This window comes from Methylobacterium crusticola, assembly GCF_003574465.1.
In the GTDB taxonomy this organism is placed as follows: Bacteria; Pseudomonadota; Alphaproteobacteria; order Rhizobiales; family Beijerinckiaceae; genus Methylobacterium; species Methylobacterium crusticola.
Genome location: NZ_QOWC01000022.1, coordinates 20,868 through 45,266 on the forward strand (window position 1 = coordinate 20,868; position 24,399 = coordinate 45,266).

Sequence of the window (24,399 nt, forward strand, 5' to 3'; positions counted from 1 at the left end):
TCCATCGAGACGCGCACAGGTCTCACCAGGCGCTGGATCGCCCTGCAGCGGGACGTCGCTCCGCCGCGCAGCGATCATCCGCGCGTTGCTCGGCAAGGTAGTACCACCGGCAAGATCCGCTTCTTCGACCGATTTATTCGGGAGCAGCCATGCCGCTTTCGGCCAAGTGACGCCGATCTGTCCTGGATTGGAGACCGGCTGGCCTGAAGAGGGGGATACAGGCCGGCCGGCTCATCGTGAGCGCCTTGCAGCCCTCACGATCCTTGGAGGGGCCGAACATGGCCGTCCCGCATCCGGTCCTTGGTTCCGCGGGATGACGCGGATGATCGCGCCGTCGGCGCGCCCTCGAAGCCCACGGGTGCGACGGCGAGGATCGGCCTCCATGTCGTTGACCATGCGCGCAGCGGCTCCGGATCACCTCGGAACGCTAAGTCGAGGAAGGCCAGTGCGGCGGAGGCGGTCGCCTCCTTGACCTGCGGGTTCAGGTTCAGACCGCCGGTCAAGGGACGGTCGGTGAAGATGCTGTGCGAGCCTCCCCGGAAGACCGCCAGCGTCTTCCGCGGGGTCGCAATGGCCTCGTATACATTGAGGCGGTCGCTGAAAGGCGAGGTGCGGCCGGGCAACTGGATGACATCCTCCGTTGCCGTCACGTGCAGGGTCGGGATCTCCACCGCGCCCAGGACGGCCCGCAGGTCGCGCTCGCCGTAGAATGGCGGTGCCGAGATCACGATGCCGGCCTTGATGCGCAGGTCACGACATTGAAGGAGGCGTCCCTCACGGATCACCCGGGCACCAGCCGCGACCAGCGTCGTGTTGGCACCGTAGGAGTGCCCTGCCGCAACGATCCGTCGCCGGTCGATCCGGTCGCCGAAAGCACCGCCGTCCTGAACAAGAATGCGGTCCAGGGCGAAGCGTACATCGCGCGCCCGCGCGATGGCCTCTTGCTCCTGTGCCGCCGCCTCAAGCCGGTCGAGCATGGCCAAGGGGTTGCCGGCCCAGACAGAGGTGTCGCTGCCAACGTGCTGCAGGTGCAGGCTGGCGATCCCACGGGAGGACCAGTGCCGACCGAGGTAGCTGTAGCCCGTGCGCGATTGCCCAAGGCCGTGCGAGAACACGACGAGCGGAACAGGACGCTGCAGCGAGGACGTGTTGGGCCAGTAGAGGCGCACCGGCACCGGACGCTGGCGCTCGCCGTCGACCCAATCGAAGTCGACGACGCGTACGTCCTCCACGAGAGGCTGTGCGACCGCCCGGCGGGTCATCCCCGCCGCGAGGGTACCCAGCAACATGGAACCGACCTGACGGCGGTTCGGAGACTGCCGTACGGTCGTCGTGTTGGGGCCATCGAGCATCAGTGAGGCTTTCGCGAGAGAAGGCGAGACGGGATGACGGCAGGGGGGGTGCGATCCCTCGACGACCGCCGTACCATCGCATCGAACATCCGCTCGACGAGCGGGCGCCGCGCGAACGGGATAACGCCGGCCGTGCCGACCGCCTGGCGCGCCTTGCCGTTCCAAGGCGCGTCAAGACTACATTCCAAAGAGGTTTCAGCCGTGACCGGCTCGCGTCGTTCGCACGTCCCGACGATGACCCCCGAAAACCGCCGCCATTCCGCCCTCGTTCTCGTAGTGCGGGCGACCAAGGACCTCGCCGACTACCGCAAGTTTTCGCCGTTGAGCGAGCGCATGCACGACCATCGCTCCGCTGCGCCCCCTGAGGACATGCCGCCCTAACGCCTCGGCTTCAATGCCATCGGGAAGCACGGGCATCCTGGCGAGGACGTCTTCCGAGATGAGCACGGACCTCTTCGTCTCCCGGCACAGACCTTCCAGTCGGGCGGTCGCATTCATGACGTCGCCGAAGTAGGCGATCTTGTGCCGGTCGATGCCGATCTCGGCCGTCACGACGCTGCCGCCATGAAGTGCTGCGCGCAGTTCCGGAACAAGTCCGAAGCGTGCAATCCAATGGTTGCGGTCATCGCTGAGCGTTTGGCGAATTGCGAAGATGCAGGCGATGCACCGAGCGCGCTCGATGCCTCGCATCAGCGGCCAGGAGATGATGACCTGGTCCCCGATGTAGTCATCGATCTGACCCCGATGCCGACGAACAGGTTCGGCAATCGCCGCGAAAACGTCCTTCAGCAACTCCTGAGCTGCGAAGTCACCGTGCTTCTCGGCATACGCAGTCGAGCCGACAACGTCGAGGAACAGAAAGATGCGCTCCTCGCTGAGTGGTCGGTGATAGCGTCCGAGGATCAAGTTGATGAAAGCCTCGGAGCCGATCAAGTCGCGCATGCGCAATACACTGACCAGAAGAGCCGAGACCACCATGGCGTAGAGCACAGCCTGAGGACGGGGCGTCGCGGTCTCCAACAAAGTCTTGTCCGTCAGGCCGAGCGTCCAGACGACGATGCCCACCACCGCCATCCCGACGATTACCACGAGCAGCAAGCTCATCTCGGCAGCGGCGAAGTAGGCGAGGGAAGGCAGGCGCCGCAAGCAGGTCGTGTAATGAGAGAAGAGGGCGCCACGTTCGTAGGCAATGGCGAGGATGCCGATGCAGGTGCCGTACGTGACACCGAGAACGGCCGGCCCCTCGTGAAACAGGACGCCGTACAGCGCGCCGAACACGGCGCTGGCAGCTGCGACGACGATCCAGAACGTGAGCGCGCTGTTCGACATCGTTTCCTTCCACGTGGGAGGTGCGGTCAAGTAACCGGGTGACCGGCTACGCGCACGGGATCTTTGAGGATGAAGGGATCGAGGCAACTTACTGTACGCGACGCAGGATCACGGTTTGACCCAGCAACGGGACGCCCAGGTAGCCCCGCAGCTCCATGTGCCCATCCACGAGCGACACGTGGGCGGAGTAGGTCCGTCCGGACGAGCCGTCGTAGAGATTGCCTCGTTCCCAGCGCCGGTGTTCCGGGCTCCACGTCAGGCCGGAGAGCAAGACAGTACCTTCCAGGCTGCGGCTTCTCAGGGCCGGATCGGGGTTCAGCGTATCGGCCTTGAACGTCCTGCCGTCGGCTTCCATCACGCGACTGCTATGGATGATCCGGGCCTCATAGCCTTCGCCGACCTCAAAGACCTCGAACTTGAGCTGTCCCTCATCCTCGGCCCACACGCCGACGATGTCACGCGGCGAGGAAGTCTGCGCAGCGGCGTGTTCAATCGAGGGTCCCGCCGTCAATATGGCGACAGCCACGGCCAGCGAAGCTCCCCGTACCGATCCGAACACTCGGCTGCTCCTCTTCTTCGGCTTTCGCGTGCTCAGGGCAACGTGTCCACGAGCTGAGACCTATTGAAACGTCACGCCGGAAAGACGCTCCGACACAGCCCACAACCGCGTCGCAACAGCTTCGTCCTGGGCTGGAACGGGAATGACGGCGGGTCCGGGCGCGCCGCGGGTTTCGCCCAGCCACATCGGGCCGTAATACTCTCCGCCCGCCGCAAGCGGCGAGGCCGCGGCAAACAGGGTCGGCAACGCTCCCTGTGCGGCCGGTTGGAACAGAAACCACATGCAAGACCGCATCATGCCGGCGGCGCTCCAGCGGCCCGACCCGTTCGGCAACAGGTCGGTCCGTGAAATGCCAGGATGCGCCGCGAGGCTCATGAGCCCCCAGCCATTCGCGTCGCTGCGGCGCTGCAATTCGAGGGCAAAGATCAGGCAGGCGAGCTTGGACTGGCTGTAGACGGCCATCGGGCGATAGGCGCGCTCCGCCTGTAGGTCGTCAAAGGCGATGCTGCCGCCGCGCGCGGCGACGCTGGACAACGTGACGACGCGCGGCTCGCGCCCCCTGCGCAGCAGCGGCAGCAGATGGGCGGTGAGGGCGAAGTGGCCGAGATAGTTCGTGGCGAACTGCAGCTCGTAGCCGTCGCCCGAAACCTTGCGCGTGGGCGGGTTCATCACGGCGGCGTTGTTGATCAGCAGGTCGACGCTGTTGAGACCAGCCCTCATCCGCTCGGCGAAGGCGGCCACGGAGGCGAGGCTTGCCAGGTCCAGGATCTCGAAGCTGACCCTGGCGTCCGGCACCTGCTGCCGGATCTTCATGACGGCGTCCGCGCCCTTGTCTGCGTTGCGACCGGCGATGATCACCTCGCCACCGGCTCGCGTCAGCGCGAGAGCATCCTCGAAGCCTAGGCCGCCAGTACCTGTCACGATGGCGACCCGCCCCGCTTGTGGTGGCAGGTTGGCAAGCGTCCAGCCAGACATCCGCGTACTTTCCTCGGCCGTGCAACAAACCGCACTCGGTGCAAAAACATAATCGCACTGAGTGCAGCTTTGCAAGTGCGAAATCGCATGCGAGAACGAGGGCATGGATAGCCCGTCACCGAAGCCCGATGGCCTACGCGCGCGAAAGCGTCAGGAGACGCTGGAGCGGATCGCCGAGACCGGTCTGAGGCTGTTCAGCCGGAACGGCTACGAGGCGACGACCTTGGATGCGATCGCTGAGGCGGCCGGCATCTCGCGGCGGACGTTTTTCTACTACTTCAAGTCGAAGGAAGAGATCCTGCTGGATTGGCAGATGCGGGGTTTCAGCGCGTCGCTGCACAAGGCGGTCTTGGCCCAGCCGGCGGGCAAGGTGCCTTTCGAGGTGGTCCGCGATGCCTTGTTGAAGCTCGCCGCCGGCATCCGCACACAGGAATTCATCAGCATCGACCGCGTGATGCGCACCAGCGAAACGCTGAGAGCGCGCAAGCAGGCAATCTACGGCTTGCATGAGCAAGCCCTGCACGCGGCGCTCGTCGAGCGCTGGCCCGACCCGGCACGAAGCACGGCCCTGCGGCTGGTTGCGATGGTGTCGCTCGGGGCGCTGCGCCTGGCCATCGAGGAATGGATGCAGGCGGGGGGTGATCAAGGGGCAGAGGCGTTCCTGACCCAGGCCTTCAGCTCCATTGCGGTCGAGGTCTGCAACTCTCCGCGCGGCTGACAGGAACCATGCACCGCAAGATGCGTTCGTGCGTTGCAGCATGGCGATGGCGTCGTCGTGCTGTGCCCTTCATGGGCGTTTCCTCCCTAGACTTGGGCCACCCGCAAGGGCGGCCCTTTTGTTTTCGATGTTTTCTATGCGATGAGAGTTCCCTGGTGTCCTGGTAGACGCCACCTCAGCGTGTTTGGAGGAAGCATGACCAGTACCCAGGCAATCGCATCAACGCTCACTCGCCTGGCTTCTCCAGGCATGAAGCCGAAAGCTTTGATGGCAGCAGTGCGTGAGCAGCATCCCAAGGCCTCTAAGAAGGACGTTGCACGGGCAGCTTTCTATGCGGTGATCCAACATACCGACGGCACGTCGGACAAGGTACAGCAACTTCACGCCTTCGCGCTCGGCGAGCGGCTGGGCGACGATGATGACGTCGAGCCAGCATCAAAGCCGCGGAAGAAGCATAAGCAAAGGGCAGCAAAGCCCTAAGATATATCGCGCGGCAAAGATTAGCTCGGCGCCATCGAGATGTCAGCTTGGATTACTCGCGTAGATTGATCGGTGTGCGGGGCCTTCAATGCCTGCGGCTGCGTGGCTGCTCACGGGTAAGCACGCTAAGTTCACGGCCGATTTCCAGCAAAAGCATTTCGATCAGCTTGCGCAGCAGAGGCTTTTTCAATGTGCTGATCGCGGCGTGCGCCTGCAGGCAGTGTTCGGCAACCTGCTCGAGCGGATGTGAGATCTCCGCACTTGTCGGTCGCGCAAACGCATTGTCGCTCAATCGGCACGCCGTCACATCGACGATGATGCCCCGACCGCACAAAGGCTTGCCATCCGCGTCGAGCTTGAAGCGTCCTCGCGCCAGCACCCAGCGGGTGACCCCGTCCGACGAGCACACCCGGTACTCCGCGACGTAGGAGATGCCCTCGGTGGCGCATCGCCTGATGTGATCGAGGATGACGGTGCGATCATCGGGATGTATGCCGTTCACGAACGCGGCAATCGGTGCGCCTGCCCGACCGAGAGCAGGATCGAGCCCGAAGATATGAGCAACGAGATCATCCGTATACACACAATCATCTTGGACATGCCAGCTCCAGGAGCCTACTACATCGCACTCATCGATCGATTGTTGCAACGCTTCGGGATGGATTTCCGCAATAGTCGGAGTGTGCACGTCCATGACAACCTTGGCAGTTAGAAGCCCAAATTTTGTCATGTAACTTATGTTAGATTTTTGCAGTGATACAAGCCTTCGCGCGGCAGGCGGCATGTACCCTGCATCGTCATCGAACGGCCATAGTCAGCGCTCTGTGAGATGCCTGGATAGAGAAGGCGCTGAATGTGAACAGAGATGACAAGCGCATCCCCGGAATGACCTACGACGAAAGTCGCATGTTCGAGGGCAGGCAGGGAGAGTTGCAAAGTCGCTCGCCGGCGGAACTCCTGCCCTGGCCTGGAAGGGCTTCGCGCTCACTTTCCGGCAAAGCGTCATCCTTCACAAGAACACAGCGGAAGATCGCTGCAGCGCTTGGCCTCGCCGAAGACGAAATCGGGAGCGTCTTCAACGGACGACGCGACGCTTTGGCCACTACTCGTGCCCGTGATGTCACACCGGCCGTGCCGGAGATGGCTGAAGAATGCCTCGAATTGCTCCGGGCCTTTGCCCGCGTGACCGATCCGGATAAGCGCCGGCAGTGCCTGGACCTGGTGGTTGCTGCCGCGCATAGTGGCGATGCTTCGAGCAGTTAAAACCGCTGCCCGATGCGGAGGCCGCTACCTTCTCCGCTGAGGGCGCTGCAGACATCGCGGCTGCAAGGCGAGCGCCGGGATCATGGGTCGATGGCCGTAAGCGCAGGCGCATCGGGCTGCTCCATCATGGGAGATCCGCACCTCCCACCCCGCTGGCGTTATCGAGAGTGAATCAGAGACCCGATTGGACGCCGATTGACAGATCCAGCCTGACCGTGGCCTTCACCGCAGGATCACGGCAGTCAGCGCCTTCTCGGTCGTGCACCGCGGCTCCAGGAACGAAGGGAGATAGTTCCCCTTCCTCAGCTTCGGGATCGCCAGATCGATCCGGCCCGCACGCGTCTCCCACGGCCGTTCCCAGTAGCCGGTGCGTTGTGTCAGCCGCTCCGGATTGCGCTGGCCGGCTAGGTGCCCCCGTGCGCGCTTCGACCTCCAGGCCCATCATGCGCTCGGTCGCAGAGGCCAGCGGGTCGCTATCCGCCTCCTTGATCAGGTCGATCAGACCATCCTGTCGTCGGTCATCGTCGTCTCCGGTCTCAGAGTTTGGCTCGCAACCGAACCCTGCCCGAAGACCGGCGATGGCCACCTGGCAGCGACCCGCTTCGACACCACTCCCTTGGACACGACCGTCCGTGGCAATCAGGCTTAACTGCTTCGATCCGACCCTTACACCCGCGCTCCCGACCGACGCCACATGCCTGCCATGCTCGTCGCGAGGCCATCGCGCGGAAGCGCTGATGCATTCTCGTTTAAAAAACAAAACCCTGCGCTGAGGGCTTTTTGTAGGATAAAATTCTTAAAAGCTAGTTTTTTTGGCACTCAGGACGTGCTTGTCACAAATACGCAATATATGACATCATCTATGTAGGTGGCTAATCTTCAGCAAGGGTGGGATCATCTCGATCGTTGACTGCGAGATGTGTGGCAGCGCACATGCCAGACGCGGCTCTAACATTACCTGAAGCGAGAAGCAGCTAGCGAAATACGCCACGCAGCGGCTCGCTCCAACAACGTCAAGAGATCTATGATGACAAAGACAATCCTGCTCCTGGCCGGGACGATGGCGCTCGTCGCGACGGCTGCCGCCGCCCAGACTGCCAAGGAGAACTTCAGCTATAAAGCTCCCTCCGGCATGTTCAGCGAAGGTACCACGAAATGGGACATGTATCGCTTCATGCACCAGGATGCTGAACGTCAAAGAGAACTGGCACGCTCGGGTGTCCGCGATGAGCCAGCGGCGACCGGAAGCGTGAGAACGACCTCGCCGGCTGCGCGACGCTCGGGCACGCAGTAGGCGGTTCTCTGTGCAGCGGCTGCGGTGCAACAACCATTGTGCACCGCAGTGGCGCGCGTTATTGCTGCGCTTCGCCCTCCATGAGCGGTTCCTCCCTGACTTCAGGCCGCCCGCGAGGGCGGCCTTTTTGTCAAAGGTCCGCCTCGGAGGGACCGCGCGAGGATTGGGATTGCGGTGACAAAGGGTTCGGCAGGCTGCCATGCCAGACGATAGAACGGCGGAACGGTTGAAGCGTGAGACGGCCGAGGTCACCGAGAAGATCGACAGCGCTTACGATAAGCTGGCCCAGAAGCTCCGCGCCAAGGCCGACAAGGCCAAGGAGCGTGCGGGGACGACGAAGGACGAAGCCAAGCGGGCGATCCATCGGCGGCGCTTCGAGCTCTATGGTGACGCCGCGCACGACATCGAGGAGCGCCTCGCCCTGCGCCGCGCGCCGTCGGACGGCTCCGACGACTGACGGCCTTCCGCTTTCCATCGGCACGACGTGTGCTAGAGCCGCATCCGATCACGCTGCAATCGGCCGCTGCTCTAGCTTTTTGAGTCTGCCGCATTGTCTGCGGCGAACCGGTGTCCACTTCGCCGGAAAATGCTCGAGTTCCCACCCCCTCGCGCGGGCTTTCGCCCCCGTGATCCTGGTGCGGCAGACAGGTCGGGGACGCGGCCGCAGCATCCCGGCTGGGTCCCGGTCGGCCGGGCTCGCCGTGCGCCTGAGAGGATGGCCATGACGCCCGTCAGTCGCTGCCTGCGACGCCTCGACCACGCCTCGGCGATCACGGACTCGACCGTCGCCCATCTGATCGCCGAGGCCCTGGACGAACTCGAGGCGGCCTTCGCGCGGCCGAGCGACCGCGTCGTCGCGCTCGAAGCCGTGCTTCACGAGGTGCGGGATCGATCGGGAGCGGGTCGCAAGCCCCTCACACGCTTCCTGCACACGGTGGTCGATCAGCGGCAGAGCAGGCTGACCCGCCGAGCGAGTTCGTGATCGGATGATCCCGCACTCCTTGGTTCAAGCCTCTCTGCAATCACTGCCACGAATGATCGACGGGCCCTGTGCCGCGGGTCAGGGGGCGAGGGGTGCCTGCTCGGATCCGGGGTAGCTCGGCAGTCCTGAAGCCTGCCTGGCTGCCGCCCGTGCCCTGCGATCGGCCATCTCCGCCGCCTCGTCGCTGGCCTCGCCAAGCCTGGCCCGCTCGGCCCGGCCGACACAGCGGGTGCGCAGATCGCCCAGCTCTTCCTCGGTCAGGCTCTCGATGCCGATGTAGCGGTCCTGGGCCGCGCTCGTGCGGATCAATTCGTCGAGCTTGGCCTGGATCGCTGCCCCATCCCGGTTCTGGGTGTTCTGGATCAGGAAGACCATCAGGAACGTCACGATGGTGGTGCCGGTGTTGATGATCAGCTGCCAGGTGTCCGAGTAGTGGAAGAGCGGGCCGGTCACGGCCCAGAGTCCGATCGCAGCAACCCCGGTCGCAAATGTCGCCGGCTTGCCGGCAGCTCTCGCGACGGCCGAGGCAAATGCGGTGAACAGCTTGGCAGGAGACATGCGGGCTCGCTCCGATCGCGTTCGTCGATAACCTGCAAGCGCCAGGCCCCTGTTGGTCACCCTGCCGGAGTGCTGTCTCGCGACCGGACGTGCTACCGCGCGCTACCCGAGGCAGCGGCGGAGACCCGATGCGGCTTGAGATCGAGCGGAAGTTCCTGATTGCTCACGATGGATGGCGCTCGGCCACGACCGGCAGCCGGCGCCTGCGGGATGGCCTCATCGGGCAGTTCGACGGGGGCAAGGTCCGCGTCCGCCTGGACGAGGAGCGGGCCCGGCTCACCGTCAAGGGAGCCCGGGTCGGCCTGGGTCGGCCGGAGTTCGAGTACGAGGTCCCCAGGGCCGATGGTCAGGCCATGCTCGGGGCCGTGTGCCGGGGCTGCCTGATCGAGAAGACCCGCCACTGCGTGCCTCACGCCGGGCTGACCTGGGTCGTCGACGTGTACGGAGGGGGAGTTGGCCGATGTCAGCCTGGCCGAGGTCGAGCTGGAGCACGAGGAGCAGGCCTCCGAGGTCCCGGATTGGGCGGGACCAGGGGTCTCCGGGGACCCGCGCTTCCGCCAGAGCGCCCTGCTGCGCCTGCCCGCGCAAGCCGGCCGGCCCCTCACCCTGCCGATGATCCTCGCGGCGGACATCCCAGGCCCATGATGGGCCTCGCACCTCGCGAGGCGCCTCAGAACAGGTGCCGGAACAGGAAGTACAAGCTGCCCGAAATCAGGATCGCGGCCGGCAGCGTCATCACCCAGGCCAGCGCCATATTGCGGACCGTGGACACCTGCAAACCCGACCCGTTCGCAGCCATGGTGCCGGCAACGCCCGAGGACAGGATGTGCGTGGTCGAGACCGGCAGCCCGTACAGCTCGGCCAGCCCGATCGTGCCGGCGGCGACGATCTCGGCCGAGGCACCCTGTGCATAGGTCAGGTGGGTCTTGCCGATCTTCTCGCCGACCGTGACGACGATGCGTTTCCAGCCCACCATCGTGCCAAGGCCGAGCGCCAGGGCGACGCAGACCTTCACCCAGTCGGGGATGTAGCGGGTCCCGGCGTTGAGGAGTTCCGTGTAGCCCTTGAGGGTCTTGGCATCGGCCTCGGACAGGGGCGCGCCGGACTTCGGGAGCAGGCGGATCGCCTCAGAAGCGAGGTACATGTCGTTGCGGACGTTCGAGGTCGCCCCCGCCGGGACCTGCTGGATCGAGCCGTAGTTCTTCACGGACGTCGCGATTTCGGTCGCGAGCGCGGCCAGGGCCCCGAACACCTCCGGCTTGTTGAGCTCCTTCGCCTTCAGGGCGTCGGCGACGGTCGTACGGGCCTGCGCTGCGTCGGGCCGCGCCCCCCCACTCGCGTAGCCCGCGAACACGGCGCTGGCGGCTTGCGACTGCTGCACGAAGGCCGGCGTCGCGTCGGCGTTCATGGTGCGGTTCAGCGCGTAGGCGGTCGGCGCCGCGCCGATCAGGATCAGCATGATCAGGCCCATCCCCTTCTGGCCGTCATTGCCGCCGTGGAAAAACGACACCAGGGTGCAGGTCAGTATCAAGACGCCGCGGATCCAGAGCGGGGGCGGCGCATCGCCTTTCGGGGCCTCGTAGAGGTCCTTGCGCCGGACCGTGAACTTGAGGGCGAGAAGCAGCAGGGCTGCGGCCACGAAACCGCAGACCGGGCTGAAGGCCAGCGCCTTGAACACGCCGAACGCCTGGTTCCAGTCGACCCCCGAGGTGCCGTCCTGTCCGCCCATGAGCTGGTTGGCGACGCCGACGCCGAGCACCGAGCCGATCAGGGCATGCGAGGAGGAGTTCGGCAGGCCGAGCGCCCAGGTGCCGAGGTTCCAGATGATGGCGGCGATGAGCAGGGAGAAGATCATGGCGTAACCGGCGCCCGAGCCGACCTGCAGGATGAGCTCGACGGGCAGCAGGGTAACGATGGCGTAGGCGACGGCGCCGGAGGACAAGAGCACGCCGAGGAAGTTGAAGGCGCCCGACCAGATCACGGCGACGAGCGGCGGCATGGAGTGGGTGTAGATGACGGTGGCGACCGCATTGGCGGTGTCGTGGAAGCCGTTGACGAACTCGAAGCCCAGGGCAATCAGCAGCGCGAGGCCGAGGAGGACGAAGGCACCGAGCGCCAGAGGCTCCTGATGCACCGCGTTCATGTCGGCGATCAGGCTGATGACGGCGTAGCCGAGGCCGGCGACCAGTACGAGCAGGAAGGCGATGACGCCGCCCGGGTGGATGCCGTGGTCGAGCTTGGGCTTGCCGGTCGGCGCGTGCCCGATCGATCCGGTCGAGGCGAGGGCTGCATCGGACATGGGTGCCTTCAAAAAATTTTATCGTTCGGGGAGGGATTAAAGCGGCCGCATGACGCTTGGGTGACAGATCGAACCGGTTGCCTCGACACCGTCGCGCGTGAGGTTCTGCCCCGTGCACGGTCACATCCCGGTTCACGATGCGTGGTCAGCCATGCACCTGCCGGATCATCTGGGCGGCGCGCTCCCCGATGATGGCGCAGGGCGCCTGAGTGTTCCCGGTCGTCACCCGAGGCATGATCGATGCGTCCGCAACGCGGAGGGCGTCTATCCCGTAAACTTTAAGCGCGCCGTCCACGACGGACATCGAATCCCGTCCCATCTTGGCAGTACAGCTCTGGTGCCAGTAGGTGACGGCTGCATCGCGGATGAACTCCTTGAGCGCACTGCCCTCGAGGTCTCCAGGCATTGCCTCGCCGCGGACCAGGCGCCGGAAGGCGGCCGCATTGCCTAAGCTGCGACACAACTCGACGCAGGCGATCGCGGTTCTCATGTCGGCGGACTCCGACATCATGTTGGCTTCGATCGCGAGCGGCGCGAGTGGATCCGCGCTTCGCAGGCACAGGCGGCCGCGGCTCGCCGGCCGCGCGAGACCCGCGAACATCGTCCAACCATGAGCTGGCACGCGTCGCGCGGCAGTCCGATCGCTCGGAACCGGAAATTCGACTTGGCAGAAGAGGAGGTCAGGCGAGTCCAGCTCGGGGCGGCTCTTCCAGTAGAGGGTCGCCTCGCTTCCGCTGTTCCGGGGCGCGATCGGCTCGACGTACTCCCAAAGGCACCGGAAGGAGACGTGGTCCTGGAAGTTCCGCCCGACGCCCGGCAGGTGCTGCACCACGGGGATCTCGTAGCGATTGAGGTCCGCACAATCCCCAACGCCCGAATGCATCAGCACCTTCGGGGTCTGGATCGCGCCGAGGCACAGGACGACCTCGGCTCGCGCACCGACGGTCAGGATGCGGCCCCCGCGAACGATCTCGATCCCGGTCGCGCGCCGCCCCTCGAACACCACCCGGCGCATCGTCGTCTCAGTCAGAACCGTCAGGTTGGGGCGGTCGAGCCAGGGGCGGATATAGGCTCTGTAGAGCGAGTGCCGTCGGCCGTCGCGGACCAGCATGTCGGTGATCGCCGCCCCGCCGTCCCCCTCCATCATCTCTCCGTTCGGGTGGTCGAAGGTGGGTATCCCGAGCTCCCGGGCAGCGTCGAGCATGGCGTGGGCGAGTGGGCTGGGATCCGGCGCGGGCTGGACCCAGACGGGTCCTGAGCTCCCGCGGAACCGGGTATCGGGTGCGCCACGCCAATTCTCGATCCGCCGGTAGATGTCGAGGACGTTCTCGTAGCCCCAGCCGGCATCTCCCGTCTCCGACGCGAAGAAGTCCCAGTCGGTCCGATGCCCGCGCGCCCACACCATCACGTTGATACTGGACCCGCCGCCGAGCCCCTTTCCCATGGACATGGACAGCGCACGGCCGCTCAGATGCGGGTTTGGCCGCGCCTGAAAACCCCAATCTCGCTCGCTGCCGAGATTGGCAGGCCACAACGCTGGATCGAGCACGATCTCGGTCTCATCGCTCCCCCCAGCCTCGATCAGCAGCACCTGCGCGTCCGGGTTCTCGGCGAGGCGACGCGCCACCACGCAGCCCGACGCACCCGCGCCACAGACGATGAAGTCGTAGTGACTCTTCAGATCTGCCGTCAGCCGCGCCTGGTTGTCTTGGGCTTGCCGAATGAATTCACTGCTATCGTGGTCGCGCTCAGTCATTTTGCAGAAGTCCTTTCGGCTACAATGCGCTTCTCAGAAGAGAAGCGCGGCGTCGTTGCCTCGGGCTAGAGCATTTTCCGGCGAAGTGGACACCGGTTCGCCGCAGAACATGCGGCAGACTCAAAAACCTGGAGCAGCGGCCGATGGAACCGTGATCGGATGCTGCTCCAGTGGGCCGGGCTTGCTCCAGGTCGTCGCGGAAGCGCACGAAGGGGCTCCGTGTCTCGAGGTGATTCAAGGCTACCCGTTTCCCGATTGCGATGGGTTGCGTTTTTTAGCAATCCATGATCTTCGAATTGCTCGACAAGCCGTTATCTGAGCAATCGATATGCGAAAATCAGCCGTACGCAGCAATCCGCCGCCACCGAAGCAACCGCCCGCCGTAGCGCTGGATCGTATCGATCGGAAGATCCTCGATATTCTTCAGCGGGATAGCCGGGTCACGAATTTGGATATGGCCGAGCGCGTCGGTCTCTCGCCGGCTCCGTGTTCGCGGCGCGTGAGGCGCCTGCACGACGACGGCTACATCAGCCGGGAGGTGGCGATCGTCGATCCGGCGCGGGTGGGCAGCACCCTGATCGCCTTCGTGAGTGTTGAGCTGGACCGCCAGCGCGAGGACGTGCTCGCCATATTCGAACGCAAGATGGCGGCACAAAAGACTGTTCAGCAATGCTACTTCATCTCGGGTGAGAGCGACTATCTGCTGGTAGTCGCTTGCCGCGACATGAAGCATTACAATGCGTTCGTGCGCGAAGTGCTCGCCAACGAGCATAATATCCGGCGCTTTCGCACGAGTTTCAACCTCAATCGCGTCAAATATGACACGGCGATCGATCTCGAGGTATCGCTGGACTGAGAGAGCTCCCAATCGGCGAGCCTGGATGCTCGGTAAGGCAGCATCCCGTTCGGACAAGTTTGAGACGGCGACGGCAGTCTGCTTCCAATCGGACGATCCACTCTCGGCCACGCGAGGTCATTCGAGATCGATCAGTAAGCAGACATTTGGAGGATTCCGGAAGGGTCGGAAGCACCTCCTTGCGTCGTGTCCGTCGTGCCCGGTCCCATACGCCGGATTTATGCGAAACCGCTCGCCCATCCGGAATCTGGAGCATGTCCCGTCCTTGGGCTGCCGGCACCCGAGGAGGCGGAGCGCATCCGGACCTTCACCGGTGTCGAGGGCAGCGGGCTGGCCCGGCACATGTTCACGGGTGAGGATCTGGCGCTGCTGAACCGCTACGCCGATGCGGTACGAGCCACGCACATGCCGAACGGGAGCCGGCTCCCAGTGGTGGTCGTGCCGCGGCGGTGGCGAGCCAGGCCATGGACCTGATCTCGGGGGCGGTCGGCTTCAAGGTCGGCGGGCTGGGCGGGGCAGCGGCGGCGTACGGGGCGAAGGTCGGGCAGCAGCTGCTGGAGGGCGGCCTGAACACGGCGCGCGCGGCGCACTCGTTCGAGGGCGGTGCGCCGCGGGTGCTGGCGCCTGCGCCGGAGGTGCCGCCAGCCGTACTGCCGTGGGCTTTCGTCGGTGCAGGATCGCGGCCGTTTGGGGCGCTGCCTCGGCCCTGATCATAAGGGACTTGGTGCCTTCGACCATCCGGTTAGCGGGCTGCCGTAACCACACCCCTGTGTGACGTGCCTCACAGAGAGTGGCTCTGGCAGCGCGCACCCTGCTCTCACCTGACACACAGAGGAGCAGGACATGATCAAGACGGTTCTTAGCGCGGCTCTCCTGGCCGCAGTGGCCAGCGTCTCGCTCGCCGGCTCCGCCGAGGCACGTGGCTTTGGCGGACGTGGGTTCCACGGCGGCGGCTTTCACCACGGCTTCCATGGCGGTGGCTTCCACCGCTTCCACCGCTTCCACCGCTTCAGCGGGTTCTACGATCGCTGCGGCTTCGGCTGGGGTTCCCGGCGCTTCTGCGGCTATCGCTGAGCGACCGGCGAAGGGGCGGCCACTCTGTGTACTCCTTCAGGCAGGGCGGCCGTGCTCCTCTGCTCCTTGCTGACGCCGGGCAACTCAAACCTCACTGCTCGCCCTGGATCCAGAGGATCTCGTCGCCTTGAACCACGGCATAGCCGGGGCCGATAGCCGGCCCGCGCCAGGGCGCGAACGGCCACCGCGGTCGGATGGCTTTCCACTCCCTCGGCCACGAGGCAGTCGACCAGCTCGCGCAGTCGGTCAGCTTCCTGGCTCCCGAGATCCCGCTCGCTCGAGCGGAACGCCCCTGCCGCCTGCGCGAATGCCTCGATCGCAAGCTGTTCGTTGATCGACACCACGAACTTCCCCGGCGATCCAGGTGGCGGCATCTAAGATCCAGGCGCGTGTCGTCCATCAGGAGACACGAGGTGGCCAACCCGCAGACCACTGCGAGCGCCTCGGTGCGATGAACTCCAAGGCCTGCACCGTCGACAGCTCCGCCCTCCAAAGGATCCGTTCGAGATCAGCCCGCCCCACCTTCCCGCCGAGTGCCCCTACGATCGACGAGCAGAGGCATCATAACGGCATCGGGCTGCGGTCACGACCGGAACTCATGCCCAGCCAAACGTCACAACAGCGACGGTCGTCGGAGACCCTGTAATGCGGAATGCCGTGATCCTCATCGCCTTCGTCCTGATGGGGGCTGACGTCGCCAGCGCCGCCGAGCGCTGGACGATCCGCGCCGGAACCGGGGGAGAGGTTCTGGCCTCCGTTGAGAACAGGGCGGGGTCCTCGTTCGGCATCGCCTGCACACAGGGTTCACCGAGGAAGTCCCTCTCGCTTCAATACGAGACCGAGATGGGGGCACTCAGCGGAAAGGAGCCTTTCCTTGTGGTCGTAGCGGCAGAGGAGTTTCGGTTCGTTCTCGACGGACCTTCTGGCACGGCGGAGATCGAAGGCGCAGAGGAGGAAGCCCAACTCAAGAGGCTCGCGAAGCGCCTCGTGACCACGAGCGAGAAGGCGTTTGTCGTCAGGCTCCCCAGCAAGTCGGCCTCCGAGGTGTTCCCGACAGCCGGCGCGCGCGCAGCGATTGGCACGAATGGGCAAGGCCTTCTGAAGGGATGTCCACGATGATGCGCCTTCCGGTTGTCTCGGAGGGGAGGAACTCGCGGCATGTGCGCAGGCACGTCCCGCCCGACCACGCGATAGCTCGACGGCTCAGGACTCATGTCGCTGGTCGTCGCGTGGATGCGGGCATAGTGGGTGCCCAGATGCGAGCCTGTGTGAGCGCCTGTTCGGTAGAGCGGACACAGTCAGTCGGCAGCATGATACGGGGCCATGCGCGAGGGCCGCTTCATCGGGCGGATCGGCCGCTTCGTCCTGCCGCAGAGCACCTGGAGCCACTACGAGGAGGTCGGGGCCTTCCCCCGCGGGCTCCTGGTGGTCGGCGACGCCCTCTGCCGCCTCAACCCGATCTACGGCCAGGGCATGACGCTCGCCGCCCAGCAGGCCTGCATCCTGCGCGACCTGCCTGCGGGCCGCGGGGGAGCGGGCGACCCGCTGGCGGATCTTGGCCAGGACCTGTTCCGGGCTATTCAGCCGACGGTCGGGGGGGCGTGGGGCATCTCGGCGGTCCCGGACTTCGCGCATCCCCGTACATCAGGCACGCGTCCGCCGGACCTGGAGACGGACCTGCGCTTTGGCGCGGGGATCCAGCGGCTGGCGGCTCGGGACCCAGACGTACACCGCCTCCTGCTCGGGGTCCGGCAGCTCCTCTTGCCCCCGAGCGTGCTGCGCGAGCCCACCCTGCTGCGGGCTGTCGAGATGGAGACGGGGCGCGCCGGCCCCGCGGCGGGGCGAACGACCCGGCAGGATGGTTGAACGCCGTCCGCCGCCGAAGTTTGACGGGACGGGGACCCGACCGGGAGGCGCCGCGATGGCAAGTTTCCTCTGCATGGCGTGCGGCGCTGCCGGGCACCTGCCTGCTCTGCTCCGACCAGCGCCAGTTCGTGCCGACCTGCGGTCAATCGTGGACCGTTCACGAGAGGCTCGCGACGACCCACGTCACTGCCTGATGCAAGCATGATCCCGGCCTCCTGAGCCTGCACCCAGGCCAACGCGGTGATTGAGTAGGCTCGAAATCCGAGTTGTGAGGATTAAGAGAACTTCAGAATGCAATTCGCCTGGTCGCGTCGGCATATCAACAGAACGACGGATATTCAGCCACTTAAACCTGAAAGGCTTCCGTGTTCGGAAAGCAAAATCCGACTCCAGCGGTCTCCTGCCCGGCTGTCACGCCGCCGTTGCTCGCATAAGCCCGGCGTATGGAATTGGCTTGTGACGCTTAGGGGATCAGAATGAGGACGCACATGAATCATGAGCGTGCGCAGCGAGTCAAATCTGGATTTTTATGAATGTATAGCAATTCAAGCATGTCATAAAATAATAGTGTAAACTGTCTCAAGGATCAGTAGAGACAGGCAATGCTTTCGTCTATAACTACTTGGACATCTGCGACCGTCTCACCCGTGTTTGCGTGTGCCGCGATCGCTTGTGCCAGAGAGGGTAAATTCGATGGTTTGAGCCAGTGATCCGGCGACCATAGCTTCGATCGCAGGATGCACTTCGGACAATGCAAAAATATTTCCGAAACCGTGACCACGAGGATCAAATTCGGCTGCTTACCATCGACAGCCAGCCGCGCCTGCAGAGAGCCGTCTCGGACAATCTGCCCCACGCCGCTGATGCGCAGCGTGTCGCCATGACCTGGGATCATGAAGAGGAGTCCGATCTCAGGATGCACGACTAAATTCTCGAATGTATCAAGGCGATTATTCCCGGGCCGATCCGGGATTGCGAGCGTTTTCTCGTCGAGGACGGACACAAAGCCAGCCGGATCGCCTTTGGGTGAGACGTCGATCTGCCCATCTCTCCCCCGTGAAGCCACTATCATAAAAGGGCTGGCCGCAATAAATCGGCGACATATATCGTCGAGATGATCAATAACTTTGTTCTGCGCACGCAAGCTCGGGAGCTTGCTAACTTCGCGCAGGCGTTGTTGCGTCAGGATTATCTCGTCGAAAAGCCTTGACAAGAGCATCACCTGTGTTCTTGCTGCTATTCTGCCTTGATATGGGCAGCGCGGATGACATGGGACCAGCGCTCTGTCTGCTCGGCAATCAACCTGCCGAACTCGGCCGACGAGCCCGGTATCGGTGCGCCGCCCAAATCCGCGAGCCGTGCCTTGATTGCGACGTCGGCGAGACCCGCATTGATCTCGCCGTTGAGCTTCACGACGATATGCGCTGGCGTATGTCGAGGTACGCCAATGCCCACCCAGCCGACTGATTCAAAGCCAGATACGGTTTCGGCCACGGTGGGAACATCCGGGAGGGCAGGAGCCCGGGTCGACGTCGTCACGGCCAGCGCCCGCAGCCTGCCGGACCGGATGTACTCGAGCGATGAGAGGATTGGATCGAACGCCAGATGGACCTCGCCCCGCAACAGGTCGGTCAGCATGGCCGCCGAGCCACGGTAGCGCACGTGCGTCATGTCGATGCCGGCCATCACTTTGAACAGTTCCCCAGCCATGTGCTGCGGGCTGCCGTTGCCTGCCGAGCCGAAGTTGAGCTGTCCCGGATTAGTCTTGGCGTGTGTGATCAGTTCAGCCACGGTGCTGGCCGGAACCGAAGGATGCACGACCATCATCAGTGGATTGCGCATGATCCCCGCGACCGGCGCAATGTCGCGCGTGAAATTGAAGTTGAGCTTGTCGTAGAGTGTCGCGTTTATAGCATTGAACGATCCGGACAGCAGGAGCGTGTAGCCATCTGGCGCTGACTTCACGACCGCTTCTGTTCCGATGTTGCCGCCCGCGCCGGGTCGGTTCTCGATGGTGCAGGGCTGACCGAGGCGATCAGAAAGCCACTGACCGATCAACCGTGCGCTGATGTCTGCAGCTCCGCCAGCTGCTTGCGGAACGATCACGCGGATCGGCCGCGCCGGATAGGCTTCCGCTCGCCCATTGGAAGCTACGAGCTGCAGCGCGGTGGTTCCTACTGCAATTTGCAAAAACCTGCGGCGTACGATCGTCATGACCCGTATTCCCTATGCTGTGCCTCCTGGCAGCGACGGTGCCATGGCACCGGTCTGTCGGCTTTGCGAACGGCTTACATTGTCCTTACAATCGTCTTTCTTCTTCGACACGGGAGCCGCCTCCGCGGCGTTTGTTGTTGGAGCGCAAGTTGCTGTATAGATTCGAGAAATACGTGCTCGACACGGACCGCCGCGAGCTTCGGCTCGGTGCCGACTTGGTAGCCCTCCCGCCGCAGGCCTTCGACATCATCGTCTACCTGATCCGCCATCGCGAGCGGGTCGTCAGCAAGGACGATCTCATCGCTGCTGTCTGGGGCGGACGTATCGTTTCGGATGCCGCTTTGACGACGCGTCTGAACGGCCTCCGGAAAGCGATCGGCGACAGCGGGGTGGCACAGCGGCTGATCAAGACGTTACCCCGCAAGGGGATGCGTTTCGTAGGCGCCGTTTGTGAGGGTGAAGGACTGGCGAACCCGCATGCTGTTGGTATGCAGAGATTGAAGGCGAGCCCAGCCATCCAAGAGCAACCTTCAATCGTGGTTCTTCCGTTCACGAACCTGAGTGGCGACCCACATCAAGATTATTTTGCTGACGGTGTGGTCGAGGACATCATTACGGAGTTATCGAAGTTTTCCGATCTGTTTGTCATCGCGCGCAACTCGAGCTTCACTTACAAGGGGCGGCCGGCCGACGTCCGGGAGGTGGGACGCGACCTCGGCGTGCGCTACGTCCTGGAGGGCAGCGTGCGCAGAGCTGGCAGCCGCGTGCGCATCACCGGACTTCTTGTCGATGCGGAGAGTGGAACGCACATTTGGGCGGATCGCTTCGACAGCTTGCTTGAGGATGTCTTCGCGCTCCAAGTCCAAATGGCGCAGACCGTAGTGGGCGCAGTCGCACCCAGGCTGGAGCGGGCGGAAATCGAGCGGGCGAGGCGGAAGCCGACGGAAAGCCCGAGCGCCTACGACTGCTTCTTACGGGGCATGGCGGGGTGGCATGATTGGAGCAGAGATGGCCACGACGCGGCGCTGAAGCAGTTCTATCGCTCCATCGAGCTGGATCCGAAGTTTGCAAGGCCACACGCCCTTGGCGCAGGCTGCTATCTCATGCGCAAGTCGAACGGTTGGGTCGTCGATCGGGCTGTTGAGATAGCTGAAACTGATCGGCTTGCGAGGTTGGGAGCAAACCTGGGCCGTGAAGACGCTGTGGCGCTCGCTTGGAGTGCACATGCGCTTGCCCACGTCGTAGGTGACATAGAGAGTGGCCGCGCTTTGGTGGATTACTCCTTGCAGTTGAACCCGAACCTAGCGGTCGCTTGGCAGCGAAGCGGCTGGATCCGCGTCTATGCGGGGGAATGTGAGCTCGCCATTGAGCATCTTCAGACTGCAATGCGCCTCTGTCCCCTGGACCCCTTGATGCACTTAGCACAAAGCGCCGCGGCCTTCGCCTACTTCCTTGTCGGCGATCTCCAACAGTCATCTCTTTGGGCGGAGCGGGCACTCGAGATGCGACCCGATTGGCCCGCCGCTCTTCGTGTCTCGGCGATGAGCAACGCTCTTACCGGGCGTGAGTGGGCGGCGCACAAGGCGATGACGCGCCTACGAACCCTTCAGCCGGGTTTGCGGCTATCGAACCTGCACGAACAGATGTTCCTTCAAAGGCCAGAGCACATGGCTAAATTTGTGGAAGCCATGCGGAAGGCTGGGCTACCTGAATAGTTCGCCCGCTGTTTCACTAGATTTTGGCTGTGAACTGGAAAAATTTGATTGCGTACAAAAGCTCTATCCCTCAGCAGATAAAAAATAGAAATCGAGTCTCATCGGATCTATATACGACTTCGTGAATCTACCGTGGATTGTGCCCTGCCGCGCCGGTCATGTCCCCGGGTGTGGTGTCGCTGCGGCTGGTCCACTTCTCGAGAATAACTTGACGAAGTCGACGCCACCCGCGAGCATCGAAGCCGCATCGAACTGTGGCAGAGTCCGCTGCCCATACTGCTCGTGCTGACGAGGTGATGGGATGCGTCAATCACACTTTCGGACCCGGTATCGAAACGGCGCCGGCATGAGTCGTCGTCGGATCTTTCTAGCCTTGCTCGGCATGGCGCCGCTTGTTTCGTTACCAGCACTCGCTCAGACGCGGCCCATCCCCAAGATTGGAGTTCTCTGGCACGCAGCCACTCCCGAGGACGAAGCAGTATATGCTGAACCACTTAAGAAGAGCTTTTCGGATCTAGGTTATGTTGAAAACCGCGATCTCATTTTTATTGAAACTTATGCATCAGAACAATACGAGAAATTTATCGTCAATGCAGCCCAGTTAGTCAAATCTAATGTCGGTGTCATTATAGCCGTTACAGGACCTGCTGCGACGGCAGCCCAACGTGCCACTACGACCATCCCCATTGTCTTCTTGATTGTGCCCGATCCGGTTGGCCGTAATTTTGCTAAGAGTCTTTCGCGGCTGGGCGGAAACCTGACGGGCCTTTCAACAGCAGCTGTTGATCTAAGTTCAAAACGCCTCGAGCAGTTGAAAGCTGCGATACCAGGCTTAACCCGCGTTGGCTTGTTTGTGAACGCGAAAGATCCGCCGATGAGTCATGCTGTCGAAGAGCGCACTCGATCAGCTGCAACAGCCCTCAACGTCGCTGTCGAAGTAACCCGGATCGAAGCTCCCCAAGAACTGAATAGTGCCTTCACGAGGGTCCGCAGTAGCGAGATACCTGCTGTGGTGTTCATGCAGGACCCGCTATTCTTCAATGAGCGTCAGCAGATCGCAAAGCTTGGTCTCTCTCACGGCGTCGCTACGATGGTGGCGAACGGCCTCATGGTTTGCGAAGGGTGTTTGATATCCTACGGCCCTAACTTTCCGGCACAATTTCGACGTGTTGCATCCTTCGTCGACAAAATTCTCAAGGGCCAAAGCCCATCTGAGATACCGATGAGGAGCCTGCACGCCTTGAACTTGTCCTAAACCTGAAAACGGCCGGAGCGTTGGGGCTTGCTATCCCAACCGCTCTTCTCGCCCAAGCTAGCGAGGTGATTGAGTAGGATAAATATAGGCGCTGTACGCATCTGCTTCGGGCCACTTCCGGCGTCCGCGAACGTTAGTTACGAACAACTGCATCCGGACAGGCACCATGGCCAAGTGCCTCATTGGGGCATATCTATCCGATACGAGACCGTGAGACACCTTTGCCGTCCCAACAGGGTTGTTTTCCGATTTTCGAGACACCATGATGCGAAGATCTAGATCCTAGCGAGACACTTCATGGCCCGCATCGGCTACGCCAGCGTCTCCACCACCCACCAGGACCTCAGCCTCCAACTCACCGCCCTCAAGGCCGCCGGCTGCGAGGTGATCCGCTCCGAGAAGATCTCCGCCACCAGCACCAACAGCCGGGTCGAGCTGGCGACGATCCTCGCCTTCATCGGCGTGGGCGACACACTGGTGATCGACCGCCTCGCCCGCTCGATCGGCGACCTGCAGGATATCGTGAGCACCCTCAAGGCCAAGGGCGCTATCCTGCAGGCGACCGAGAAGCCGATCGATACCGGCACCGCCGCCGGCAAGGCCTTCCTCGACATGCTGGGCGTGTTCGCGGAGTTCGAGACCAACCTGCGTCGGGAGCGGCAGCTGGAGGGCGTCGCCACGGCCAAGGCCGAGGGGGTCTACAAGGGCCGGCCGGCGTCAATTGATCCGGAGGAGGTACGGGCTCTCAAGGCCGAGGGGATCAGCCCGACTGAGATTGCGCGCCGCCTCGGCATCGGCCGAGCTAGAGCCGCGCCCGAGCGGGTTGGGACGGCTCGGGAGTTGGGACGTTGAGGGGTGAAGGAGGATACCGATGCCTTCACCCTTGTCCGTCGATCTACGCGAGCGTGTCGTCTCTGCCGTTTCGGAGGGGGCGTCCTGTCATCAGGCGGCAGCTCGCTTCGGTGTCAGCGTGTCCAGTGCCAGCCGCTGGTCGGAACAGTTCCGCCAGGAAAGGCGGCTTGCGCCCAAGCCGTCGGGTGGCGATCACGCCTCGCACCGGATCGAGGCGCAGGCCGAGCTGATCCTGGCGACCTACGAGGCGCGGCCGGCGATCTTCCTGCACGAGTTGCGTGACGCCTTGGCCGAGCTCGGCGTACAGACCAGCACGAGCAGCTTGTCCCGCTTCTTCGCCCGGCACGGCATCACCCGTAAAAAGGGGCGATCCACGCCGCCGAGCAGGCGCGCGAGGACGTAAGGACGGCCCGCGAGGCTTGGTTCGAGAACCAGGACGCCCTCGACCCCGACAGGCTGGTCTTCCTCGACGAGACCGCCGCGGCCACCAACATGGCGCGCCGCTATGGTCGGGCTCCGCGGGGCGAGCGCTGTCGCCTTGCGGTCGCGCACGGCCACTACAAGACCACCACTCTCACCGCCGCCCTGCGCAGCGATGGCCTGTGTGCCACCACCCTGTTCGACGGAGCCACCAACGGCGCACGCTTCCGGGCCTACGTCGCCGACACGCTCGTGCCCGTGCTCAGGCCCGGCGACACCGTCATCCTCGACAACCTGCAAGCCCACAAGGTGACGGGCGTGCGCGAGGCGGTCGAGGCAGCGGGGGCACGGCTGCTCTACCTCCCGCCCTACAGCCCGGACTTCGATCCGATCGAGCAGATCTTCGCCAAGTTGAAGGGCCTGCTCCGACCCGCGGCAGCCCGCACTATCCCAGACCTGTGGCAAAGCATCCGGCAGGCCTTCGCTCGCTTCACGGCCGACGAGTGCCGCAACTGCCTCGCCGCAGCCGGCTACAATACCGACTTGGCCGTCGCTACGTGAGCGGGCACGGCTCTAGTACTA

General features: G+C 63.6%; 25 protein-coding genes and 2 pseudogenes. 16 read left to right on the forward strand and 11 right to left on the reverse strand.

The window, feature by feature from the left end; all coding sequences use genetic code 11:
• Positions 1 to 254: 254 nt before the first annotated feature.
• From DT057_RS13260 to DT057_RS13275, 4 genes are all read right to left on the reverse strand, one after another.
• The gene (locus DT057_RS13260; protein ID WP_128562581.1) at positions 255 to 1,352 is read right to left on the reverse strand and encodes an alpha/beta hydrolase family protein; all 1,098 of its coding nucleotides are present in this window, start codon (positions 1,350 to 1,352) and stop codon (positions 255 to 257) included.
• A gap of 195 nt (positions 1,353 to 1,547) precedes the next feature.
• The gene (locus DT057_RS13265; protein WP_128562582.1) at positions 1,548 to 2,681 is read right to left on the reverse strand and encodes an adenylate/guanylate cyclase domain-containing protein; all 1,134 of its coding nucleotides are present in this window, start codon (positions 2,679 to 2,681) and stop codon (positions 1,548 to 1,550) included.
• A gap of 88 nt (positions 2,682 to 2,769) precedes the next feature.
• Positions 2,770 to 3,207: a DUF2147 domain-containing protein gene (locus DT057_RS13270; protein ID WP_128562583.1), complete on the reverse strand. Its 438-nt coding sequence runs from the start codon at positions 3,205 to 3,207 to the stop codon at positions 2,770 to 2,772.
• Between the two features lie 93 nt (positions 3,208 to 3,300).
• Positions 3,301 to 4,215: an SDR family oxidoreductase gene (locus DT057_RS13275; protein WP_128562584.1), complete on the reverse strand. Its 915-nt coding sequence runs from the start codon at positions 4,213 to 4,215 to the stop codon at positions 3,301 to 3,303.
• Positions 4,216 to 4,318: 103 nt separating this feature from the next.
• On the opposite strand from DT057_RS13275, the gene DT057_RS13280 reads away from it, so the two are divergent.
• Both DT057_RS13280 and DT057_RS13285 read left to right on the forward strand, forming a co-directional pair.
• Positions 4,319 to 4,933: a TetR/AcrR family transcriptional regulator gene (locus tag DT057_RS13280; RefSeq protein WP_128562585.1), complete on the forward strand. Its 615-nt coding sequence runs from the start codon at positions 4,319 to 4,321 to the stop codon at positions 4,931 to 4,933.
• Positions 4,934 to 5,128: 195 nt separating this feature from the next.
• Positions 5,129 to 5,413: a hypothetical protein gene (locus DT057_RS13285; protein WP_238314349.1), complete on the forward strand. Its 285-nt coding sequence runs from the start codon at positions 5,129 to 5,131 to the stop codon at positions 5,411 to 5,413.
• Between the two features lie 85 nt (positions 5,414 to 5,498).
• Here the strand turns inward: DT057_RS13285 and DT057_RS13290 are convergent, their stop codons facing one another.
• Positions 5,499 to 6,107 (reverse strand): PAS domain-containing protein, encoded by a 609-nt coding sequence (locus tag DT057_RS13290; RefSeq protein ID WP_162501394.1) that lies wholly within the window; start codon positions 6,105 to 6,107, stop codon positions 5,499 to 5,501.
• 191 nt (positions 6,108 to 6,298) lie between these two features.
• Between DT057_RS13290 and DT057_RS13295 the strand changes: the two genes are divergently transcribed.
• Positions 6,299 to 6,676, forward strand: a complete 378-nt coding sequence (locus DT057_RS13295) for a hypothetical protein (protein ID WP_203236265.1) — start codon at positions 6,299 to 6,301, stop codon at positions 6,674 to 6,676.
• A 231-nt stretch (positions 6,677 to 6,907) separates the two neighbouring features.
• Here DT057_RS13295 and DT057_RS36790 read toward each other — a convergent pair.
• Positions 6,908 to 7,198, reverse strand: a pseudogene (locus DT057_RS36790) (transposase); the annotation flags it as partial.
• Between the two features lie 505 nt (positions 7,199 to 7,703).
• Here DT057_RS36790 and DT057_RS13305 point away from each other — a divergent pair.
• The 3 genes from DT057_RS13305 (at position 7,704) to DT057_RS13315 (ending at position 8,952) form a co-directional block, all read left to right on the forward strand.
• Positions 7,704 to 7,970 (forward strand): hypothetical protein, encoded by a 267-nt coding sequence (locus DT057_RS13305; RefSeq protein ID WP_128562588.1) that lies wholly within the window; start codon positions 7,704 to 7,706, stop codon positions 7,968 to 7,970.
• A gap of 226 nt (positions 7,971 to 8,196) precedes the next feature.
• Positions 8,197 to 8,427, forward strand: a complete 231-nt coding sequence (locus DT057_RS13310; protein ID WP_128562589.1) for a hypothetical protein — start codon at positions 8,197 to 8,199, stop codon at positions 8,425 to 8,427.
• Between the two features lie 264 nt (positions 8,428 to 8,691).
• Positions 8,692 to 8,952, forward strand: coding sequence for a hypothetical protein (locus tag DT057_RS13315; protein WP_203236266.1), 261 nt, complete (start codon positions 8,692 to 8,694; stop codon positions 8,950 to 8,952).
• A 78-nt stretch (positions 8,953 to 9,030) separates the two neighbouring features.
• Here the strand turns inward: DT057_RS13315 and DT057_RS13320 are convergent, their stop codons facing one another.
• On the reverse strand, positions 9,031 to 9,510 hold the full coding sequence (locus DT057_RS13320) for a low affinity iron permease family protein (protein ID WP_128562591.1): 480 nt from the start codon (positions 9,508 to 9,510) through the stop codon (positions 9,031 to 9,033).
• Positions 9,511 to 9,638: 128 nt separating this feature from the next.
• On the opposite strand from DT057_RS13320, the pseudogene DT057_RS13325 reads away from it, so the two are divergent.
• Positions 9,639 to 10,155, forward strand: a pseudogene (locus tag DT057_RS13325) (CYTH domain-containing protein).
• A 25-nt stretch (positions 10,156 to 10,180) separates the two neighbouring features.
• Here the strand turns inward: DT057_RS13325 and DT057_RS13330 are convergent.
• Both DT057_RS13330 and DT057_RS13335 read right to left on the reverse strand, forming a co-directional pair.
• Positions 10,181 to 11,809 carry an inorganic phosphate transporter gene (locus DT057_RS13330; RefSeq protein ID WP_128562592.1) on the reverse strand — a complete coding sequence of 543 codons (1,629 nt, stop codon included), beginning with the start codon at positions 11,807 to 11,809 and terminating at the stop codon, positions 10,181 to 10,183.
• Positions 11,810 to 11,954: 145 nt separating this feature from the next.
• Entirely contained in the window at positions 11,955 to 13,565 is a 1,611-nt protein-coding gene (locus DT057_RS13335) for a GMC family oxidoreductase (protein WP_128562593.1), read from the reverse strand.
• Positions 13,566 to 13,893: 328 nt separating this feature from the next.
• Here DT057_RS13335 and DT057_RS13340 point away from each other — a divergent pair, with 328 nt between their 5' ends.
• The 5 genes from DT057_RS13340 to DT057_RS13360 all read left to right on the forward strand — a co-directional run bounded on the left by DT057_RS13340 (position 13,894) and on the right by DT057_RS13360 (position 17,361).
• On the forward strand, positions 13,894 to 14,421 hold the full coding sequence (locus tag DT057_RS13340; RefSeq protein ID WP_128562594.1) for an Lrp/AsnC family transcriptional regulator: 528 nt from the start codon (positions 13,894 to 13,896) through the stop codon (positions 14,419 to 14,421).
• A 464-nt stretch (positions 14,422 to 14,885) separates the two neighbouring features.
• Positions 14,886 to 15,131 carry a hypothetical protein gene (locus tag DT057_RS13345; RefSeq protein ID WP_128562595.1) on the forward strand — a complete coding sequence of 82 codons (246 nt, stop codon included), beginning with the start codon at positions 14,886 to 14,888 and terminating at the stop codon, positions 15,129 to 15,131.
• 133 nt (positions 15,132 to 15,264) lie between these two features.
• The gene (locus DT057_RS13350; protein ID WP_128562596.1) at positions 15,265 to 15,495 is read left to right on the forward strand and encodes a hypothetical protein; all 231 of its coding nucleotides are present in this window, start codon (positions 15,265 to 15,267) and stop codon (positions 15,493 to 15,495) included.
• 657 nt (positions 15,496 to 16,152) lie between these two features.
• A complete protein-coding gene (locus DT057_RS13355) occupies positions 16,153 to 16,614 on the forward strand; it encodes a hypothetical protein (RefSeq protein ID WP_128562597.1) in 462 nt (153 codons plus the stop codon).
• 204 nt (positions 16,615 to 16,818) lie between these two features.
• Positions 16,819 to 17,361, forward strand: a complete 543-nt coding sequence (locus DT057_RS13360) for a hypothetical protein (RefSeq protein ID WP_128562598.1) — start codon at positions 16,819 to 16,821, stop codon at positions 17,359 to 17,361.
• A 586-nt stretch (positions 17,362 to 17,947) separates the two neighbouring features.
• Here DT057_RS13360 and DT057_RS13365 read toward each other — a convergent pair.
• On the reverse strand, positions 17,948 to 18,580 hold the full coding sequence (locus tag DT057_RS13365; RefSeq protein ID WP_128562619.1) for an MSMEG_1061 family FMN-dependent PPOX-type flavoprotein: 633 nt from the start codon (positions 18,578 to 18,580) through the stop codon (positions 17,948 to 17,950).
• A 17-nt stretch (positions 18,581 to 18,597) separates the two neighbouring features.
• Positions 18,598 to 19,575 carry a Bug family tripartite tricarboxylate transporter substrate binding protein gene (locus DT057_RS13370; RefSeq protein WP_128562599.1) on the reverse strand — a complete coding sequence of 326 codons (978 nt, stop codon included), beginning with the start codon at positions 19,573 to 19,575 and terminating at the stop codon, positions 18,598 to 18,600.
• 149 nt (positions 19,576 to 19,724) lie between these two features.
• On the opposite strand from DT057_RS13370, the gene DT057_RS13375 reads away from it, so the two are divergent.
• The 4 genes from DT057_RS13375 (at position 19,725) to DT057_RS13390 (ending at position 24,378) form a co-directional block, all read left to right on the forward strand.
• The gene (locus tag DT057_RS13375) at positions 19,725 to 21,290 is read left to right on the forward strand and encodes a winged helix-turn-helix domain-containing protein (RefSeq protein ID WP_407068105.1); all 1,566 of its coding nucleotides are present in this window, start codon (positions 19,725 to 19,727) and stop codon (positions 21,288 to 21,290) included.
• Between the two features lie 346 nt (positions 21,291 to 21,636).
• Entirely contained in the window at positions 21,637 to 22,545 is a 909-nt protein-coding gene (locus DT057_RS13380) for an ABC transporter substrate-binding protein (RefSeq protein ID WP_162501395.1), read from the forward strand.
• Between the two features lie 297 nt (positions 22,546 to 22,842).
• Entirely contained in the window at positions 22,843 to 23,397 is a 555-nt protein-coding gene (locus tag DT057_RS13385; protein WP_128562602.1) for a recombinase family protein, read from the forward strand.
• A gap of 19 nt (positions 23,398 to 23,416) precedes the next feature.
• A protein-coding gene (locus DT057_RS13390; protein ID WP_128562603.1) for an IS630 family transposase occupies positions 23,417 to 24,378 on the forward strand; the annotation gives its coding sequence in 2 pieces (ribosomal slippage) (positions 23,417 to 23,768 and positions 23,768 to 24,378; 963 coding nt in all).
• Positions 24,379 to 24,399: the final 21 nt, after the last annotated feature.

Excerpts from the sequence above, each read along its gene's own strand:
- DT057_RS13295 (WP_203236265.1), top strand. The coding sequence starts at position 6,299 with ATGACCTACGACGAAAGTCGCATGTTCGAGGGCAGGCAGGGAGAGTTG.
- DT057_RS13345 (WP_128562595.1), top strand. The coding sequence starts at position 14,886 with ATGGACCTGATCTCGGGGGCGGTCGGCTTCAAGGTCGGCGGGCTGGGC.
- DT057_RS13330 (WP_128562592.1), bottom strand. The coding sequence starts at position 11,809 with ATGTCCGATGCAGCCCTCGCCTCGACCGGATCGATCGGGCACGCGCCG.
- DT057_RS13320 (WP_128562591.1), bottom strand. The coding sequence starts at position 9,510 with ATGTCTCCTGCCAAGCTGTTCACCGCATTTGCCTCGGCCGTCGCGAGA.
- DT057_RS13335 (WP_128562593.1), bottom strand. The coding sequence starts at position 13,565 with ATGACTGAGCGCGACCACGATAGCAGTGAATTCATTCGGCAAGCCCAA.
- DT057_RS13305 (WP_128562588.1), top strand. The coding sequence starts at position 7,704 with ATGACAAAGACAATCCTGCTCCTGGCCGGGACGATGGCGCTCGTCGCG.
- DT057_RS13380 (WP_162501395.1), top strand. The coding sequence starts at position 21,637 with ATGAGTCGTCGTCGGATCTTTCTAGCCTTGCTCGGCATGGCGCCGCTT.
- DT057_RS13340 (WP_128562594.1), top strand. The coding sequence starts at position 13,894 with ATGCGAAAATCAGCCGTACGCAGCAATCCGCCGCCACCGAAGCAACCG.
- DT057_RS13260 (WP_128562581.1), bottom strand. The coding sequence starts at position 1,352 with ATGCTCGATGGCCCCAACACGACGACCGTACGGCAGTCTCCGAACCGC.
- DT057_RS13280 (WP_128562585.1), top strand. The coding sequence starts at position 4,319 with ATGGATAGCCCGTCACCGAAGCCCGATGGCCTACGCGCGCGAAAGCGT.
- DT057_RS13275 (WP_128562584.1), bottom strand. The coding sequence starts at position 4,215 with ATGTCTGGCTGGACGCTTGCCAACCTGCCACCACAAGCGGGGCGGGTC.
- DT057_RS13285 (WP_238314349.1), top strand. The coding sequence starts at position 5,129 with ATGACCAGTACCCAGGCAATCGCATCAACGCTCACTCGCCTGGCTTCT.
- DT057_RS13365 (WP_128562619.1), bottom strand. The coding sequence starts at position 18,580 with ATGCTCTTGTCAAGGCTTTTCGACGAGATAATCCTGACGCAACAACGC.
- DT057_RS13385 (WP_128562602.1), top strand. The coding sequence starts at position 22,843 with ATGGCCCGCATCGGCTACGCCAGCGTCTCCACCACCCACCAGGACCTC.
- DT057_RS13315 (WP_203236266.1), top strand. The coding sequence starts at position 8,692 with ATGACGCCCGTCAGTCGCTGCCTGCGACGCCTCGACCACGCCTCGGCG.
- DT057_RS13350 (WP_128562596.1), top strand. The coding sequence starts at position 15,265 with ATGATCAAGACGGTTCTTAGCGCGGCTCTCCTGGCCGCAGTGGCCAGC.
- DT057_RS13265 (WP_128562582.1), bottom strand. The coding sequence starts at position 2,681 with ATGTCGAACAGCGCGCTCACGTTCTGGATCGTCGTCGCAGCTGCCAGC.
- DT057_RS13360 (WP_128562598.1), top strand. The coding sequence starts at position 16,819 with ATGCGCGAGGGCCGCTTCATCGGGCGGATCGGCCGCTTCGTCCTGCCG.
- DT057_RS13290 (WP_162501394.1), bottom strand. The coding sequence starts at position 6,107 with ATGGACGTGCACACTCCGACTATTGCGGAAATCCATCCCGAAGCGTTG.
- DT057_RS13370 (WP_128562599.1), bottom strand. The coding sequence starts at position 19,575 with ATGACGATCGTACGCCGCAGGTTTTTGCAAATTGCAGTAGGAACCACC.